The organism is Pseudomonas sp. LAMO17WK12:I10, assembly GCF_900215185.1.
Lineage (GTDB): Bacteria > Pseudomonadota > Gammaproteobacteria > Pseudomonadales > Pseudomonadaceae > Aquipseudomonas > Aquipseudomonas chlororaphis.
The window spans coordinates 25,193-42,310 of sequence record NZ_OBDX01000006.1; the positions used below are offsets into that span (position 1 = coordinate 25,193).

At 62.9% G+C, this 17,118-nt stretch carries 12 protein-coding genes; all 12 read left to right on the forward strand.

What is annotated here, in order from left to right:
- Positions 1–5 precede the first annotated feature (5 nt).
- The 12 genes from CRO75_RS08985 to CRO75_RS09045 all read left to right on the forward strand — a co-directional run bounded on the left by CRO75_RS08985 (position 6) and on the right by CRO75_RS09045 (position 17,060).
- A complete protein-coding gene (locus tag CRO75_RS08985) occupies positions 6–1,442 on the forward strand; it encodes a sigma-54 dependent transcriptional regulator (RefSeq protein ID WP_097135028.1) in 1,437 nt (478 codons plus the stop codon).
- A gap of 733 nt (positions 1,443–2,175) precedes the next feature.
- Positions 2,176–3,579 (forward strand): polynucleotide adenylyltransferase PcnB, encoded by a 1,404-nt coding sequence (locus CRO75_RS08995; protein ID WP_009045657.1) that lies wholly within the window; start codon positions 2,176–2,178, stop codon positions 3,577–3,579.
- A gap of 4 nt (positions 3,580–3,583) precedes the next feature.
- Positions 3,584–4,063: a 2-amino-4-hydroxy-6-hydroxymethyldihydropteridine diphosphokinase gene (gene folK / locus CRO75_RS09000; RefSeq protein ID WP_097135030.1), complete on the forward strand. Its 480-nt coding sequence runs from the start codon at positions 3,584–3,586 to the stop codon at positions 4,061–4,063.
- Positions 4,064–4,443: 380 nt separating this feature from the next.
- Positions 4,444–5,244: a 3-methyl-2-oxobutanoate hydroxymethyltransferase gene (gene panB, locus CRO75_RS09005; protein ID WP_097135031.1), complete on the forward strand. Its 801-nt coding sequence runs from the start codon at positions 4,444–4,446 to the stop codon at positions 5,242–5,244.
- Positions 5,241–6,095, forward strand: coding sequence for a pantoate--beta-alanine ligase (panC, locus tag CRO75_RS09010; protein WP_097135032.1), 855 nt, complete (start codon positions 5,241–5,243; stop codon positions 6,093–6,095). Before panB ends, panC begins: the two co-directional genes overlap by 4 nt.
- Positions 6,096–6,204: 109 nt before the next feature.
- Positions 6,205–6,585 (forward strand): aspartate 1-decarboxylase, encoded by a 381-nt coding sequence (panD, locus tag CRO75_RS09015; RefSeq protein WP_007924662.1) that lies wholly within the window; start codon positions 6,205–6,207, stop codon positions 6,583–6,585.
- Between the two features lie 238 nt (positions 6,586–6,823).
- A complete protein-coding gene (gene pgi, locus CRO75_RS09020) occupies positions 6,824–8,488 on the forward strand; it encodes a glucose-6-phosphate isomerase (RefSeq protein WP_097135033.1) in 1,665 nt (554 codons plus the stop codon).
- Between the two features lie 166 nt (positions 8,489–8,654).
- Positions 8,655–10,592, forward strand: coding sequence for an acetate--CoA ligase (gene acs / locus CRO75_RS09025; RefSeq protein WP_097135034.1), 1,938 nt, complete (start codon positions 8,655–8,657; stop codon positions 10,590–10,592).
- A gap of 38 nt (positions 10,593–10,630) precedes the next feature.
- Positions 10,631–11,497, forward strand: a complete 867-nt coding sequence (locus CRO75_RS09030) for an oxygenase MpaB family protein (RefSeq protein ID WP_097135035.1) — start codon at positions 10,631–10,633, stop codon at positions 11,495–11,497.
- A gap of 150 nt (positions 11,498–11,647) precedes the next feature.
- Positions 11,648–12,826, forward strand: a complete 1,179-nt coding sequence (locus tag CRO75_RS09035; protein ID WP_097135036.1) for an acetyl-CoA C-acetyltransferase — start codon at positions 11,648–11,650, stop codon at positions 12,824–12,826.
- Between the two features lie 185 nt (positions 12,827–13,011).
- Positions 13,012–14,028: a class I SAM-dependent methyltransferase gene (locus CRO75_RS09040; RefSeq protein WP_097135037.1), complete on the forward strand. Its 1,017-nt coding sequence runs from the start codon at positions 13,012–13,014 to the stop codon at positions 14,026–14,028.
- Positions 14,029–14,141: 113 nt separating this feature from the next.
- Entirely contained in the window at positions 14,142–17,060 is a 2,919-nt protein-coding gene (locus tag CRO75_RS09045) for a DUF748 domain-containing protein (protein ID WP_097135038.1), read from the forward strand.
- The last annotated feature ends 58 nt before the right edge of the window (positions 17,061–17,118 follow it).

Below are 17,118 nucleotides of genomic sequence, written 5' to 3' on the forward strand. Positions count from 1 at the left end.
AATCAATGCCGCACATTTTGATCGTCGAAGACGAAACAATTATCCGCTCCGCCTTGCGCCGCCTGCTGGAACGCAACCAGTACCAGGTCAGCGAAGCCGGTTCCGTGCAGGAAGCACAAGAGCGTTTCAGCATTCCCACGTTCGACCTGATCGTCAGCGACCTGCGCCTGCCAGGCGCCCCCGGCACCGAACTGATCAAGCTCGGCCAGGGCACCCCGGTGCTGATTATGACCAGCTACGCCAGCCTGCGCTCGGCGGTCGACTCGATGAAGATGGGCGCGGTGGACTACATCGCCAAGCCTTTCGACCACGACGAAATGCTCCAGGCCGTGGCGCGCATCCTGCGCGACCGCCAGACTGCGCAAAGCAGCCCCAACGAGCGGCCGGCCGCCAAGCCGGGCAACGGCGCGGACAAGGCTGGCGCCAGTGCCAGCAACGGCGAAATCGGCATCATCGGTTCCTGCCCACCGATGCAGGACCTGTACAGCAAGATCCGCAAGGTCGCCCCGACAGACTCCAATGTACTGATCCAGGGTGAATCCGGGACCGGCAAGGAACTGGTGGCCCGCGCCCTGCACAACCTGTCCAAGCGCGCCAAGGCACCGATGATCTCGGTGAACTGCGCGGCCATTCCGGAAACCCTGATCGAGTCCGAGCTGTTCGGTCATGAAAAAGGCGCCTTCACCGGTGCCAGCGCCGGGCGCGCCGGCCTGGTGGAAGCGGCGGACGGCGGCACCCTGTTCCTCGATGAAATCGGCGAATTGCCGCTCGAAGCCCAGGCCCGCCTGTTGCGCGTGCTGCAGGAAGGCGAGATTCGCCGGGTTGGTTCGGTGCAATCGCAGAAGGTCGATGTGCGCCTGATCGCCGCGACCCACCGCGATCTCAAGAGCCTGGCCAAGATCGGCCAGTTCCGTGAAGACCTGTATTACCGCCTGCACGTGATTGCCCTGAAACTGCCAGCCCTGCGCGAACGCGGCGCCGACGTCAACGAAATCGCCAATGCCTTCCTCGCCCGTCAAAGCGCACGCGTGGGCCGTACTGACCTGAAGTTCGCTCCGGACGCCGAGCAAGCCATTCGTCACTACTCGTGGCCAGGTAACGTTCGCGAACTGGAAAACGCCGTCGAGCGCTCGGTCATCCTGTGCGAAAGCCCGGAAATCTCTGCCGAGCTGCTGGGTATCGATATCGAACTGAGCGATCTGGAAGACGACGAATTCATCGGCCTGGCGCCCCAGGCCGTCAACGCCAACAACAGCAGCCACGAGCCGACCGAAGACCTGTCGCTGGAAGACTACTTCCAGCATTTCGTTCTCGAGCACCAGGACCATATGACCGAAACCGAACTGGCGCGCAAACTGGGCGTCAGCCGCAAATGCCTGTGGGAACGCCGCCAGCGCCTGGGCATCCCACGGCGCAAGACCGGAGTCGCCAGCGAAAGCTGAAGTTCGGCGGTAACGGGTTGCGGGTAACACGCGACCTTGTGAAAAAACTGTTACCTCAGTCATTTCACGTAACACAAGCCGGGGCTTAAGGTAACGAAGCCCCGGCTTTTTTTCGCCCGCGAAAACCTCAACACCACGCCTAACCCCTTGTTTTACTGGGCCTCACAAAAGTTGGCACGGCACCTGCTATATGTTTGATACAAGAACAATAACAAGCAATGCATAAGACAATAAAAATAAGACGAATCGACTCACGCACAATAAAAACAACACGGCGGAGGCGCAGCTAACTGATTCTTTTGGAGAGGCGTTGTCATTGGGGCTTGCCCCACAACCAGGCCGAGAACAACAAAAACTGCCCTAAGGCAGAGCCTGAACTGGTTGGATCATCGATCATTGCAACACAGCGACCAAAGCAATCCGTTTGCTCTTGGCTCCCGATTGGGAGGGTCATCTGGGTTAACCAGGTGACAAGGGCGTTAAACAAAAACAAGAAGCCCGAAACCAATAATAAAAATAGAGCACGCAAACACTTCTGGGGGAGCTTCGGCTCCCCTTGTGGTTTCCGCGATTGCGACTTTACTGACGCAAAGCCCCGCCAACCCGCGTTCCAAAGCCCCGCGCACGACTCGCCGCAGCTTCCTACACCATCCCCCGACTAAATGCTAGAATCCCCGCCCATCATGCGGTCATTCTTCGTTATGGCCGAACATTCCTTCAAACAGTGCATCCCATGCTGAAGAAGTTGTTCCAGTCATTCCGTTCTCCCTTGCGTCGTACGCAACACAAACGCAGCACGCCTGAAGTGCTCAACAGCAGCCAACATTCGCTGCAACGCGCCCAGTTCAGCCGTTATGCGGTGAACATCGTCGAACGCCTGCAGAACGCCGGCTACCAGGCCTACCTGGTCGGCGGTTGCGTGCGCGACATGTTGCTCAATATCACCCCCAAGGATTTCGACGTCGCCACCAGCGCCACACCGGAACAGGTGCGGGCCGAATTCCGCAACGCACGGATCATCGGCCGTCGGTTCAAGCTGGTGCATATCCACTTCGGCCGCGAAATCATCGAGGTCGCGACCTTCCGCGCCAATCACCCGCAAAACGATGAAGAGGAAGACAGCAACCAGTCCTCGCGCAACGAAAGCGGGCGCATCCTGCGCGACAACGTGTACGGCACCCTCGAAGAGGACGCCCAGCGCCGCGACTTCACTATCAACGCCCTGTATTACGATCCGGTCAGCGAACGCATCCTCGATTACGCCAACGGCGTGCACGACATTCGCAATCACCTGGTCCGCCTGATCGGCGACCCACGCCAGCGCTACCAGGAGGACCCGGTACGCATGCTGCGGGCCGTGCGCTTCGCCGCCAAGCTGGATTTCGGCATCGAGAAACACACTGCCACACCGATCCGCGACCTGGCCCCCATGCTGCGGGAAATCCCCTCGGCGCGCCTGTTCGAGGAAGTGCTCAAGCTGTTCCTGTCCGGCCATGCCGCCGACACATTCGAGATGCTGGTCGACCTGCAACTGTTCGATCCGCTGTTCCCGGCCAGCGCCGAGGCGCTGGAGTACAACCCGACCTACACCCATACGCTGATCAGCGAAGCCCTGGTCAATACCGACCTACGCATCAAGCAGAACAAGCCGGTTACCCCGGCCTTCCTGTTCGCCGCGCTGCTGTGGCCTGCCTTGCCGGCTCGCGTGCTGCGCCTTCAGGAACGCGGCATGCCGCCAATTCCGGCGATGCAGGAAGCCGCTCACGAATTGATCAGCGAACAGTGCCAGCGCATCGCCATTCCAAAACGCTTCACCATGCCGATCCGCGAAATCTGGGACATGCAGGAACGTCTGCCACGCCGCAGCGGCAAGCGCGCCGACCAGTTGCTGGACAACCCGCGGTTCCGCGCCGGCTATGACTTCCTGCTGCTGCGCGAAAGCGCCGGCGAACAGACCGATGGCCTGGGCGAATGGTGGACCGACTATCAGGACGCCAACGAAGCCGGTCGCCGCGACATGATTCGCGATCTGAGTGGCAAGGACGAAGCCGGCACAGGTCCGCGCAAGCGTCGTCGCAGCAGTGGCGCCAAACGCAAACGCGCCACCGCCGGCGCACCGAGCGCTTCCGGCGAATAACCCGATGGAACGCATCTACATCGGCATGGGCAGCAACCTGGCTGCCCCGGCAGAGCAATTGCGCAGCGCGATCGACGCCCTGGCGCAGTTGCCGCACAGCCAACTGGCGGGGGTCTCGGCCTTCTATCAAAGCGACTCCCTGCTGCCCGGCCAACCGCGTTACACCAACGCCGTGGCCGCCCTGGACAGCAGCCTCGCGCCCCTCGAACTGCTGGACGCGCTGCAAGCCATCGAAAACGGCCAGGGCCGCGAGCGTCTCGAGCGTTGGGGACCGCGGACCCTGGACCTGGACATCCTGCTGTTCGGCGATCGCCTGATCGACGAACCGCGACTCAAGGTCCCGCATTACCATATGCAGGCCCGGGCCTTTGTCCTCTATCCCCTGGCCGAACTGGCCCCCGCCGACCTGCAACTGGCCGACGGCCGCCACCTGCGCGCTCTGCTCGCCGCCTGCCCATTTGTCGGCCTGGAACGTCTGGCCTGACTGCTGAAACGCATCAGTTACGGCGGTAACACTCACGCCGTAACAATGCGGTAACACATGCAATTGACTTCCCGGGTCCTCCTCACGACTATAGGCGTCCCGTTGCCGCCAACACGGCGTTACAGGGCGCATTCCAAGCTGTGTGAAAGCGTAGCGAGCGAAGGTAAGACCAGGCAAAAACAGGCGAGGGAGCGGAGTTTACGTGCTGTAAATGAGCAGCCCGAGCCTGTTTTTAACGCAGGATTACCGAGCGCAGTAGCTTTCACATAGCTTGGGCCAGGCCTTATAAGCACGACAACAGACCGTGCGCCTGCATAGATAAAGAATCACGCGCGTTACTCGCAGCAGTTTCCAGAGCGCCTGAATGAGGACCCTTTTTCATGCCAGACATTACCCTGACCACCCTGCAAGGCCTCAAGCAGAAAGGTGAAAAAATCACCATGCTGACCTGCTATGACGCGACCTTCGCCCACACCTGTTGCCAGGCTGGCGTTGAAGTACTGCTGGTGGGCGACTCCCTCGGCATGGTCTTGCAAGGGCACGACAGCACACTGCCAGTCACTACCGCCGAGATGGCCTACCACGTCGCCGCGGTCAAACGCGGTAACAGTGGCGCGCTGATCCTCGCCGATCTGCCGTTCATGGCCTACGCCACCACCGAACAGGCCCTGAACAACAGCGCCCAGTTGATGCAGGCCGGTGCGCACATGATCAAGGTCGAAGGCGCGCTCTGGCTGGCGGAGTCCATCCGCCTGCTGGCCGAACGCGGTATCCCGGTCTGCGCCCACATGGGCCTGACCCCGCAATCGGTGAACATCCTCGGCGGCTACAAGGTCCAGGGGCGTAACGAAAACCAGGCCCGGCAGATGCGTGCCGACGCCATTGCCCTGGAAGCGGCCGGCGCAGCGATGCTGCTGCTCGAATGCGTGCCGAGCGAACTGGCGGCGGAAATCACCCAGGCGGTGAAGATTCCGGTGATCGGCATCGGTGCCGGCAGCGGCACCGACGGTCAGGTGCTGGTCCTGCACGACATGCTGGGCCTGTCCCTGAGTGGTCGCGCGCCGAAGTTCGTGAAGAACTTCATGGCCGGCCAGGAAAGCATCCAAGCGGCCCTGAGCGCCTACGTCAATGAAGTCAAGGCCGTGACCTTCCCAGGCGCCGACCACGGGTTTTCTGCATGAATACTGTCAAAACCGTACGTGAACTGCGTGCCGCTGTGGCCCGTGCCCGCAGCGAGGGCAAGCGCATCGGCTTCGTACCGACCATGGGCAACCTGCACAGCGGTCATGCGGCCCTGGTGACCAAGGCGGCCCAGCGGGTGGATTTCGTAGTGGCGAGCATTTTCGTCAACCCGCTGCAGTTCGGCGCCGGCGAAGACCTCGACAAGTACCCGCGGACCCTGGCCGCCGACCAGGAAAAACTCCTGCAAGCCGGTTGCCATCTGCTGTTCGCCCCGACCGTCGAAGAGATGTACCCCGACGGCATGGACGGCCAGACCCGGGTCAGCGTGCCGCAGCTCTCCGAAGGCCTGTGCGGCGCCAGCCGTCCCGGGCATTTCGAAGGAGTGGCCACGGTGGTCAGCAAGCTGTTCAACATGGTGCAGCCGGACCTTGCGGTCTTCGGCCAGAAGGACTTCCAGCAACTGGCGGTGATCCGCGCCCTGGTGCATGACCTGAACATGCCGATCCAGATCATCGGCGAGCCCACCGTGCGGGCCGCCGACGGCCTCGCGCTGTCGTCGCGCAACGGCTACCTGAGCGAGGAACAACGTGCCATCGCCCCCGCGATCTATCGTGGCCTGACTCAGATCGCCGAGGCCATCAGCCAGGGCGAGCGGGACTATCCAAAGCTGCTGGATGAGCAAAAACGAGTGCTCGAAGCCGCAGGTTTTCGCCCCGATTACCTGGAAATCCGCCACGCCCGGACCCTGCGCCCGGCCACCGCGCAAGACCGCGACCTGGTAATCCTGGCGGCGGCCTATCTGGGTGCTACCCGCCTGATCGACAACCTGCATCTGGACCTCGACGCCTAGGTCCCAAAGGCTGATTGCCCGAAGCCCGACCTTCGGGCAAACTGCCGCCGCCCGGGGCCTGCAGCGATGCTGCGGGCCCTGTTCGAGGATCCGACCGAGAGAACCACTCATGCACGCCATCATGCTCAAGGCCAAGCTGCATCGCGCCGAAGTCACCCACGCTGTGCTCGACTACGAAGGCTCCTGCGCCATCGACGGCGAATGGCTGGACTTGTCCGGTATCCGTGAGTACGAACAGATCCAGATCTACAACGTCGACAATGGCGAACGCTTCACCACCTATGCCATTCGTGGTGAGGAAGGCTCGCGCATGATCTCGGTCAACGGCGCCGCCGCGCACAAGGCCAAGGTCGGCGACCGGGTGATCATCTGCGCTTACGCTCACTACAGCGAAGCCGAACTGCTCAACTTCAAGCCACGCATGCTCTATATGGCGCCGGGCAACGAGCTGAGCCACACCAGCCATGCCATCCCGGTTCAGGTCGCCTGAACCCCAGTCATTCTCAGCCCTGAAATCCCGTTCGTGCGCGGCTCTGAGGCGCCGGTATAAAAAAGTACCGGCCGCAGGTCAGACAAAGCCAAGACAGATCAGCACGCGAGAGTTACTGTTATCGCCCTGCGTGCTTAATCGTGTCAGCGCAGGTTTGACCGAACGTTATTCTTCGAGCAGGACGTTCCGGGCTTTTCAGTGTCCAACAGGCAGTTCAAGTAAAAGGAAAACCGCAGCGATGGCGTACTACCGCACTCCTCACGACGTTACCGCTCTGCCCGCCTGGCAAGCGTTGAATGACCACCGCCAGGCCATGCAGGATTTCAGCATGCGCGAGGCCTTCAATACCGACCCGCAGCGCTTTCATCAATTCAGCCTCAGCGGCTGTGGGCTTTTTCTCGATTACTCGAAGAACCTGATCACCTCCGAAACCCGCAACCTGCTGGTGGGCCTGGCCAATGAAGCCGGCCTGCAGGACGCGATCAAGGCGTTGTTCGCCGGTGAGCTGGTCAACTCTTCCGAAGGCCGTCCGGCCCTGCATACCGCCCTGCGCCGCCCGGTGGGCGACAAGCTGTCGGTCAACGGCGTCAACGTGATGCCGGAAGTGCACAAGGTGCTGAACCAGATCACCGAGCTGGTCGGGCGCATCCATGACGGCCTGTGGCGTGGCTACACCGAAAAGCCGATCACCGACGTGGTGAACATCGGCATCGGCGGTTCCTTCCTCGGCCCGGAGCTGGTGTCCGAAGCACTGCTGTCCTACGCCCAGAAAGGCGTGCGTTGCCATTACCTGGCCAATATCGACGGCAGCGAGTTCCACGAGCTGTCCTCGAAGATCCGCGCCGAAACCACGCTGTTCATCGTCTCGTCGAAATCCTTCAATACCCTGGAAACCCTGAAGAACGCCCAGGCCGCACGCGCCTGGTACCTGGCTCAGGGCGGCTCCGAGGCCGAGCTGTATCGCCACTTCATCGCAGTGTCGAGCAACAACGCCGCCGCGGTGGCCTTCGGCATCCGCGAAGAGAACATCTTTCCGATGTGGGACTGGGTCGGCGGGCGTTACTCGCTGTGGTCGGCCATCGGCCTGCCGATCGCCCTGGCCATTGGCATGTCCAACTTCAAGGAACTGCTGTCCGGTGCCTACACCATGGACCAGCACTTCCAGACCGCGCCGTTCGAGCAGAACATGCCGGTTCTCCTGGCCCTGCTGGGCGTGTGGTACGGCAACTTCTGGGGCGCGCAAAGCCACGCGATCCTGCCGTACGACCACTACCTGCGCAACATCACCAAGCACTTGCAGCAACTGGACATGGAATCCAACGGCAAGAGCGTACGCCAGGACGGCACGCCGGTTTCCACCGACACCGGTCCAGTGATCTGGGGTGGCGTGGGCTGCAACGGCCAGCACGCGTACCACCAGTTGTTGCACCAGGGCACCCAGCTGATTCCGGCCGACTTCATCGTGCCGATCGTCAGCTTCAACCCGGTCGCCGACCATCACCAGTGGCTGTACGCCAACTGCCTGTCGCAAAGCCAGGCGCTGATGCTCGGCAAGACGCGCGCCGAGGCCGAGGCCGAGCTGCGTGAAAAAGGCCTGAGCGAGGCCGAAGTCCAGAAGCTGGCACCGCACAAGGTGATCCCCGGCAACCGCCCGAGCAACACCCTGGTGGTCGAGCGCATCAGCCCGCGCCGCCTGGGCGCGCTGGTGGCGATGTACGAACATAAGGTCTTCGTGCAGAGCGTGATCTGGGGCATCAACGCCTTCGACCAATGGGGCGTGGAACTGGGCAAGGAGCTGGGCAAGGGCGTCTACAACCGCCTGGTCGGCAGCGAAGAAACCCCGGCCGAGGATGCTTCGACCCAGGGCCTGATCAACTATTTCCGCGGTCGCCACCGCGGCTGATAGCCCGCTGAAATCCTCCTTCGCGAACCGGCCCACTGCTGTGCAAACCATTGCATAGCAGCGGGCCGGTTCGCGATCGGTCGCCCAAGACCGCCCTCCCCTTGAACCCCTTCCGATCAAGGCGCATCTTTATTACTTGTCGCTAAAACAAGAATAAGGAACCGTCATGTTCGATATCAGCATGTTCCCCCAAGCCGATGCCGTCCGCCGGGCCGCACAATTGAGTCAGGACGACTACCAGCGGCTGTACCGCGAATCCATCGAACACCCCAGTACCTTCTGGGCCGAACAGGCCACCCGCTTTCTCGACTGGAGCGCTCCCTGGCAAACCGTGCAGCGCTATGACCTGAAGACCGGCGCCGCCAGCTGGTTCGCCGGCGGCCAGTTGAACGTCAGCTACAACTGCATCGACCGCCATCTGGAAAAACGCGGCGATCAGGTAGCGATCATCTGGGAAGGCGACGACCCGGCCGAATCGCTGCAAATCACCTACAAGAAACTCCATCACTACGTCTGCCGCCTGGCCAATGTCCTGAAAAGCCGCGGCGTGAAAAAAGGCGACCGGGTGTGCATCTACATGCCGATGATCCCCGAGGCGGCCTACGCCATGCTCGCCTGCACCCGTATCGGTGCGGTGCACTCGGTGGTCTTTGGCGGATTTTCCCCGGACGCGTTGCGCGACCGCATTCTCGACGCCGACTGCCGCACCGTGATCACCGCTGACGAAGGGGTGCGCGGCGGCAAGTTCATACCCTTGAAAAACAACGTCGACAAGGCCCTGCAAAGCTGCCCGAACGTCAGCACCGTGGTGGTGGTCGAGCGCACCCAGAACCCGGTGAACTGGGTCGAAGGCCGCGACCTCTGGTATCACCAGGCCTTGCGCGGCGTCGAAAACGACTGCCCGCCGCAACCGATGGACGCCGAGGACCCGCTGTTCATCCTCTACACCTCCGGCAGCACCGGTAAACCCAAAGGCGTGCTGCACACCACCGGTGGCTACTTGCTGCAAGCGGCGATGACCTTCAAATACGTACTGGACTACCGCGAAGGCGAAGTCTTCTGGTGCACCGCCGACGTCGGCTGGGTCACCGGCCACAGTTACATCGTCTACGGCCCTCTGGCCAATGGCGCGACCACCCTGATCTTCGAGGGCGTGCCCAGTTATCCGAGCAGCTCGCGCTTCTGGGAGGTCATCGACAAGCACCGGGTGAACATTTTCTACACCGCTCCCACCGCATTGCGGGCGCTGATGCGCGAAGGCCCCGAGCCGCTGCAGCACACCTCGCGCAGCAGCCTGCGCCTGCTGGGCACTGTCGGCGAGCCGATCAACCCGGAAGCCTGGGAATGGTATTTCAATAGCGTCGGCGAGCAGCGCTGCCCGATCGTCGACACCTGGTGGCAGACCGAAACCGGCGGCATCATGCTCAGCCCGCTGGTCAGCGCCAGTTACATCAAGCCGGGCTGCGCCACCCGCCCGATGTTCGGCGTGCAACCGGTGCTGCTGGATGAGCACGGCAAGGAAATCAGCGGCGCCGGCAGCGGCATCCTGGCGATCAAGGCCAGCTGGCCGGCGCAGATCCGCAGCGTCTACGGCGACCCGCAGCGCATGGTCGAGACCTATTTCAAACCCTACCCGGGCTACTACTTCACCGGCGACGGCGCACGGCGCGATGAAGACGGCGATTACTGGATCACCGGACGCATCGACGACGTGATCAATGTGTCCGGGCATCGCATCGGCACCGCCGAAGTCGAGAGCGCCCTGGTCCTGCACGACAGCATCGCCGAGGCCGCGGTGGTCGGCTATCCCCATGACGTCAAGGGCCAGGGCATCTATGCCTTTGTCACCCCGATGAATGGCGTCGAGCCCAGCGATGAGCTGAAAAAGGAACTGTTGAGCCTGGTCAGTCGCGAGATCGGCAGTTTCGCCAAGCCGGAACTGATCCAGTGGGCGCCGGCCTTGCCGAAAACCCGTTCGGGCAAGATCATGCGGCGTATCCTGCGTAAGATCGCCTGCAATGAGCTCGACAGCCTGGGCGATACCTCGACCCTGGCCGACCCGAGCGTGGTCGAGGGCCTGATCGATAAGCGCCTGAACCTCTGAGCGGGCCTCGGGCCTCAACCAAGGAACAGCCAAGCGGTATGGAATTCATTCGCAGTCGTATCGAAACCCAGGTCATGAGCCTGGGTGGCCTGTCGCTGGGTCAGCTCGACCTGGACAACCCCAAGGGCGACCCGGGCCTGTTCGGCCCGGACGCCATCTGCTGGCAGGTGCATGGCGATTTCAGCAGCATGCTGATCGGCGGCATCAGCGCCTTGCTGATGCAGGCCCTGCACCCGCTGGCCCTGGCTGGGGTCTGGGATCACTCGAACTTCCGGGAAGACATGATCGGGCGCCTGCGGCGCACCGCGCAGTTCATTTCCGGCACCACCTTCGGCTCGCGCCAGGATGCCGAATGGCTGATCGACAAGGTGCGCACCATTCACCTGCAGATCGTCGGCCATGCACCAGACGGTCGGCCATACGCCGCCAGCGATCCGCAACTGCTGACCTGGGTGCATGTGGCCGAGGTCAGCAGCTTTCTGGCGGCGCACCTGCGTTATCGCAACCCGCACCTGTCGCCTGCCGACCAGGACCGTTACTACGGAGAAGTCGCGCTGATCGCCGAGCGTCTTGGCGCCACTGATGTACCGCGCTCGCGCCGGGCCGTGGCGGATTACCTGGCACGGACGCGCCCCCAGCTGCTCTGCGATGAACGCAGCCGTGAAGTGCTGCGTTTGCTCTTGGCGGCACCTGCCCCAAGCCGCCTGGCCAAGCCATTTGGCTCGTTGATGATGCAGGCCGGCATCGACCTGTTGCCCGACTGGGCCAGCGACATGCTCGGCGTCAACCAGGGTCTGCTGCAACGCCAGCTGATCCGTGCCAGCGTCAACCGCAGTGCGCCGATGCTGCGCTGGGCGGTACGCAACGGCTCGATACATCGCGCACGCCGGCGCATGGGCCTGTAATACCCGACCGGGCGAACAGAACGCGACCCACCGGTTCGCGATTGGCGGCGTCGCGACCTTCTATGCAACCATGATTTTCCAAGTTCTCGCGCACCGGTCACCTGCCAATGCCGCCGACCGATGCTGTCAATAACGATGAGGATTCGCGCCATGCAAGACGTCGTAATCGTTGCCGCCACCCGCACCGCGGTCGGCAGTTTCCAGGGTTCGCTGGCGAACATTCCCGCGGTCGACCTGGGGGCCGCGGTGATCCGCCAGCTGCTGGCCCAGACCGGCCTGGACGGCGCCCAGGTCGATGAAGTGATCATGGGCCAGGTGCTCACCGCCGGCGCCGGGCAGAACCCGGCGCGCCAGGCCGCGATCAAGGCCGGCCTGCCCCACGCGGTGCCGGCGCTGACCCTGAACAAGGTCTGCGGCTCCGGCCTCAAGGCCCTGCACCTGGGCGCCCAGGCGATCCGCTGCGGCGACGCCGAGGTGATCATCGCCGGCGGCCAGGAGAACATGAGCCTGGCCAACTATGTGCTGCCCGGTGCCCGCACCGGCCTGCGCATGGGCCACAGCCAGATGATCGACAGCATGATCAGCGATGGCCTGTGGGACGCCTTCAACGACTACCACATGGGCATCACCGCCGAGAACCTGGTGGACAAATACGCCATCAGCCGCGAAGCCCAGGATGCCTTCGCCGCCGCCTCGCAGCAGAAGGCCGTGGCCGCCATCGAAGGCGGGCGTTTTGTCGATGAGATCACCCCGATCCTGATTCCCCAGCGCAAGGGCGACCCGGTGGCCTTCGCCACCGACGAGCAGCCGCGCGCCGGCACCACCGCCGAATCCCTGGGCAAGCTCAAGCCGGCCTTCAAGAAAGACGGCACGGTCACCGCCGGCAACGCCTCGTCGCTGAACGACGGCGCCGCCGCGGTGATCCTGATGAGCGCTGCCAAAGCCCGGGCCCTGGGCCTGCCGGTGCTGGCGAAGATCGCCGCCTACGCCAACGCTGGGGTCGACCCGGCGATCATGGGCATCGGTCCGGTGTCGGCGACCCGCCGCTGCCTGGACAAGGCCGGCTGGTCCCTGGAGCAACTGGACCTGATCGAGGCCAACGAAGCCTTCGCCGCCCAGGCGCTGTCGGTGGGCAAGGAACTGGGTTGGGATGCGAACAAGGTCAACGTCAACGGCGGCGCCATCGCCCTCGGCCACCCGATCGGCGCCTCGGGCTGCCGGGTGCTGGTGACCCTGCTGCACGAAATGCTCAAGCGCGATGCCAAGAAAGGCCTGGCCACCCTGTGCATCGGTGGCGGCCAGGGCGTGGCGCTGGCCATCGAACGCTGAGCCAGCGCCCTTCCTGTAAGAGCGAGACTTGCCCGCGATAAATCGTCAACGATGACGCGCCATGCCTGTAACACTGCGGCGCCATGACGTTTGTTTCGCGGGCAATCGAGCGTCGACCGGCTGCTCCTACAGGGGGTGGCCGAAGCTGGTAAACTGCCCCGCCCAATCATCCGCAAGGCGCCCGCATGTCTTCCTTGAATCAGGCGCTGCGCGCCGCCCTCGATCATCGCCAGGACCTGCTCGTCGAGCTGCATCAGCAAGGCACCGACTGCTATCGGCTGTTCCATGGCAGCCAGGAAGGCGCCGGGGGCCTGACCATCGACCGTTACGGCCCGCAGCTGCTGGTGCAAAGCTTTCACCAGACGCTGGAGCGCGATGCCTTGCTGCAATTGCACGAGACCGTCCAGCAGCGACTGGGCCTGGACACCCTGCTGGTCTACAACGACCGCTCCCGGGGCAACTCACGCATCGACCGCGAGGACTCGGTTTACCGCGCCGAAGAAGAGGCGCTCAAAGACCTGGTTGGCCACGAATGGGGCTTGAACTACCGGGTACGTGGTCGCCATGCCGGCCAGGACCCGCTGCTGTTTCTCGACCTGCGCAACGCCCGTGGCTGGGTCAAGGCCCACAGCGCCGACAAGAGCGTGCTGAACCTATTCGCCTATACCTGCGGTGTCGGCCTGAGTGCCGCGGCAGGCGGTGCCCGCGAGGTATGCAACCTGGATTTCGCCGAGGGCAACCTGGCGGTCGGCCGCGAGAACGGTCAGCTCAACCCGCAATTGCCGGCCATGCAGTTCGTGCAATCGGATTACTTCCCGGCGATCCGGCAACTGGCCGGCCTGCCCATCAGCCAGCGCCGTGGGCAAAAGCTGCCCAGCTACCCACGCCTGGAACAGCGCCAGTACGACCTGGTGCTGCTCGACCCGCCGGCCTGGGCCAAGAGCGCATTCGGCACCGTCGACCTGCTGCGCGACTATCAAAGTCTGCTCAAGCCTGCCCTGCTGGCCACCGCCGACAATGGCGTGCTGATCTGCTGCAACAACCTGGCGAAAGTCACGCTGGACGACTGGCGCGAACAGGTACTGCGCTGTGCCGAAAAAGCCGGTCGCCCGGTACGCGAATGGCAGGTGCTGACACCCGCTCGCGACTTCCCGTCCATGGACCAGCAACCGCCGCTCAAGACCCTGATCCTGCATCTGTGATCTCTCGCGAGGAATCTGAACAATCCTGTTTGCGACCGTGATGGGATTGTTTCGGAACCGGAAACGCATGCCATACTCCAACGCACTTCCGATTCAGATAGATGAAGCCTCGCATGTCCAAAGGATTGATCCGCGCTATCGGCGCCTTGTTGACCGCTCTCGCCCTGTACAGCCTGTTGGGCTTTCTGATTTTGCCGGGCATCGCCTTGCGAGTGGCCAATCAACAGTTGGCCAACTACGCGACGGTACCGGCAAAGATCCAGCGCATCGAACTCAACCCGTTCAGTCTTGAACTGACACTCTGGGGCCTGAATATCGGTGAGCCGGGCAAGGAGCAAGTGGCCTTCGAGCGTCTCTACGCCAACCTGCAACTGGACAGCCTCTGGACCCGCGCACTGCACCTGGCCGATATCGAGCTGGACAAACCCAAGAGCGAGATCCTGTTCGCCAAGGACGGCAAGCTCAACCTGCTGGGCCTGTTCAACCTGCCCGCCAGCGAACCCACTCCGGACGACCCCGAGGCCAAACCGTTCCCCCTGCGTATCGAGCGCATCAAGCTGGCCGGTGGTTATGTGCACTTCCAGGACGCGCGGCCCAGCGAGCCCATCGAGTTCCTGTACGACAAGCTCGATTTCGAACTGAAGAACCTCAGCACCCTGCCCGACGACAATGCCGACATGACCCTGGTCGCCGCCGGGCCCGAGGGTGGCCAGATCGACTGGAGCGGCAACTTCAGCCTGGTCCCCATCGCGTCCGAAGGCACCCTGAAAGTCACCGACGGCAAGATGAAAGTCTGGTGGCCCTATGTCCGTGACGCGCTGCCCCTGGTCCTGGAAGACGGCGTACTGAACCTCAACACCCGCTACAAGCTGAACCTGGCCAAGGAAACCGAGCTGCTGCTCAGCGATGCCTCGGTCAGCGTCGCGCCCTTCGCTATCAAGACCCCCGACGGTCGGCCACTGGCCCGCCTGGAGCGCCTGGACGTCAGTGAAACCACGGTCGACCTGGCCAAGCAGCAAGTGGTGGTCGGCAAGATCCGCAGCCAGAAACTGGAAACCTGGGCCGCCCTGGAGGCCGATGGCCAACTGGACTGGCAGAAACTGTTTGCCAGCCAGCCGGCCAAACCGGCTGCCAAGCCCGCTCCGGCCGCCGCCGATACTCCGCCGGCTCCCGCTCCGGCGCCGAGCAAACCCTGGCAGGTGCTGCTCAAGGACGTGCAACTGCGCAATTACCAGGTGCACCTGGCGGACCGTCAGGCCAAGCCGGCCGTGGCCCTGGAGGTCGGCCCGCTGAACGTCGACGTGCAGAACTTCGACAGCCTCAACCAGTCGCCTTTCAACCTCAAGCTCGACACCGGAGTGGGCAAACAGGGCAAGATCCTCGCCAACGGCGTAGTCAACCTGCAACCGGTGACCGCCAAGCTGGCGGTGCAGACCAAGGACATCGACCTGCGGGTCGCCCAGTCCTACATCAGCCCGTTCATTCGCCTGGAGCTGCGCAGCGGCATGCTCGGCAGCGACCTGGCGGTGGACCTGAAAAACATCGATCCCCTGACATTCAGCGTGACTGGCCGCGCCCAGGTCGACCAGTTGCACACCCTGGACACCCTGAAAACCCGCGATTTCGTGAAATGGCAGCAACTGGTGCTCGAAGGCCTGAACTATCAGCACGGCGACAGCCTGACGATCAACAAGGTCAACCTGATGCAGCCCTATGCGCGCTTCATGATCAACGATGACCGCACCACCAACATCGATGACCTGCTGATCCCGCAACCGGCCGACAGCGCGCCGAAAGGCGCAGCCAAGCCGGCCGCCAAGGAAAAGCCCCTGGGCATCCATATCGGCCAGATCGCCATCAACGACGGTTCGGCCAACTTCGCCGACTTCAGCTTGACCCCCAATTTCGCCACGGCCGTCCAGCAACTCAATGGCCAGATCGGCACCATCGACAGCCGCCAGGCAAAACCGGCCAACGTCGATATCAAGGGCAAGGTCGATCGTTATGCGCCGGTCACCATCAAGGGCAGCGTGAACCCTTTCGATCCGATGGCCGCACTGGACATCGCCACCAGCTTCAAACGCGTCGAACTGACCAACCTGACCCCCTACTCCGGCAAGTTCGCCGGCTACCGCATCCGCAAGGGCCGGCTCAACCTCGACCTGCACTACGTCATCACCAACGGCCAGCTCAAGGCCGAAAACAAAGTGGTGGTCGAACAACTGGAGCTGGGGGAAAAAGTCGACAGCCCGGATGCCGTGAGCCTGCCACTGAAACTGGCGGTCGCCTTGCTCAAGGATGTCGACGGCAAGATATCCATCGAACTGCCGGTGACGGGCGATCTGAACAACCCGCAGTTCAGCGTCATGCCGATTGTCTGGCAGACCCTGCGCAACCTGATCGTCAAGGCTGCCGCGGCACCGTTCAAACTGATTGGCGGGCTGGTCGCGGGTGGCGGTTCGGAAGACTTGGGCAGTGTCTCGTTCGCCCCGGGTTCGAGTGACTTGAGCCCGGAATCGGAAGCGGCGCTGGTCAAGCTGTCCAATGCGCTCAAGGAACGTCCGACCCTGCGCCTGGAGATCGAAGGCACCGCCGCGCAGAGCAGCGATGGCCCGCTGATCGCCGAGCAACGCCTGGAGCGGGAATACCAGTACAACTACTACAAGATGCTCCAGCGCCGCGGCGACAAGGTGCCGGCCCAGGCGTCGCTGCTGGAAGTACCGGAGAAAGAAAAAGCCCCGCTGCTGGAGGGCATTTATCGCACGCGCCTCAAGACCCAGCCACCGGCCGAATGGAAGGACCTGGGCAAGGAAGAGCGCACCGCGAAAATGCGTGAAGGCGTGATCAAGTTCTGGAGTGGCAGCGATGTGCTGTTGCGCCAGTTGGGCCAGGAACGGGCCAGCAGCATCAAGGACTTCCTGGTGGACAAGGGTCAACTGGCGGACGATCGGGTCTACTTCATCGATGCCAACCTTGGCCAGGCCGAAAGCGATGGTCGGGTCATTACCCCCATGCACCTGGACGCCGAATAACCACCCTCCCCGCCGCCCCGGAAACGGATCGGCCCGGCGGTTTTCCTGCCATGAATAG

Bases quoted from the DNA above. Each gene is read 5' to 3' on its own strand.
- CRO75_RS08985 (WP_097135028.1), top strand. From the start codon at position 6: ATGCCGCACATTTTGATCGTCGAAGACGAAACAATTATCCGCTCCGCC.
- CRO75_RS08995 (WP_009045657.1), top strand. From the start codon at position 2,176: ATGCTGAAGAAGTTGTTCCAGTCATTCCGTTCTCCCTTGCGTCGTACG.
- folK (WP_097135030.1), top strand. From the start codon at position 3,584: ATGGAACGCATCTACATCGGCATGGGCAGCAACCTGGCTGCCCCGGCA.
- panB (WP_097135031.1), top strand. From the start codon at position 4,444: ATGCCAGACATTACCCTGACCACCCTGCAAGGCCTCAAGCAGAAAGGT.
- panC (WP_097135032.1), top strand. From the start codon at position 5,241: ATGAATACTGTCAAAACCGTACGTGAACTGCGTGCCGCTGTGGCCCGT.
- panD (WP_007924662.1), top strand. From the start codon at position 6,205: ATGCACGCCATCATGCTCAAGGCCAAGCTGCATCGCGCCGAAGTCACC.
- pgi (WP_097135033.1), top strand. From the start codon at position 6,824: ATGGCGTACTACCGCACTCCTCACGACGTTACCGCTCTGCCCGCCTGG.
- acs (WP_097135034.1), top strand. From the start codon at position 8,655: ATGTTCGATATCAGCATGTTCCCCCAAGCCGATGCCGTCCGCCGGGCC.
- CRO75_RS09030 (WP_097135035.1), top strand. From the start codon at position 10,631: ATGGAATTCATTCGCAGTCGTATCGAAACCCAGGTCATGAGCCTGGGT.
- CRO75_RS09035 (WP_097135036.1), top strand. From the start codon at position 11,648: ATGCAAGACGTCGTAATCGTTGCCGCCACCCGCACCGCGGTCGGCAGT.
- CRO75_RS09040 (WP_097135037.1), top strand. From the start codon at position 13,012: ATGTCTTCCTTGAATCAGGCGCTGCGCGCCGCCCTCGATCATCGCCAG.
- CRO75_RS09045 (WP_097135038.1), top strand. From the start codon at position 14,142: ATGTCCAAAGGATTGATCCGCGCTATCGGCGCCTTGTTGACCGCTCTC.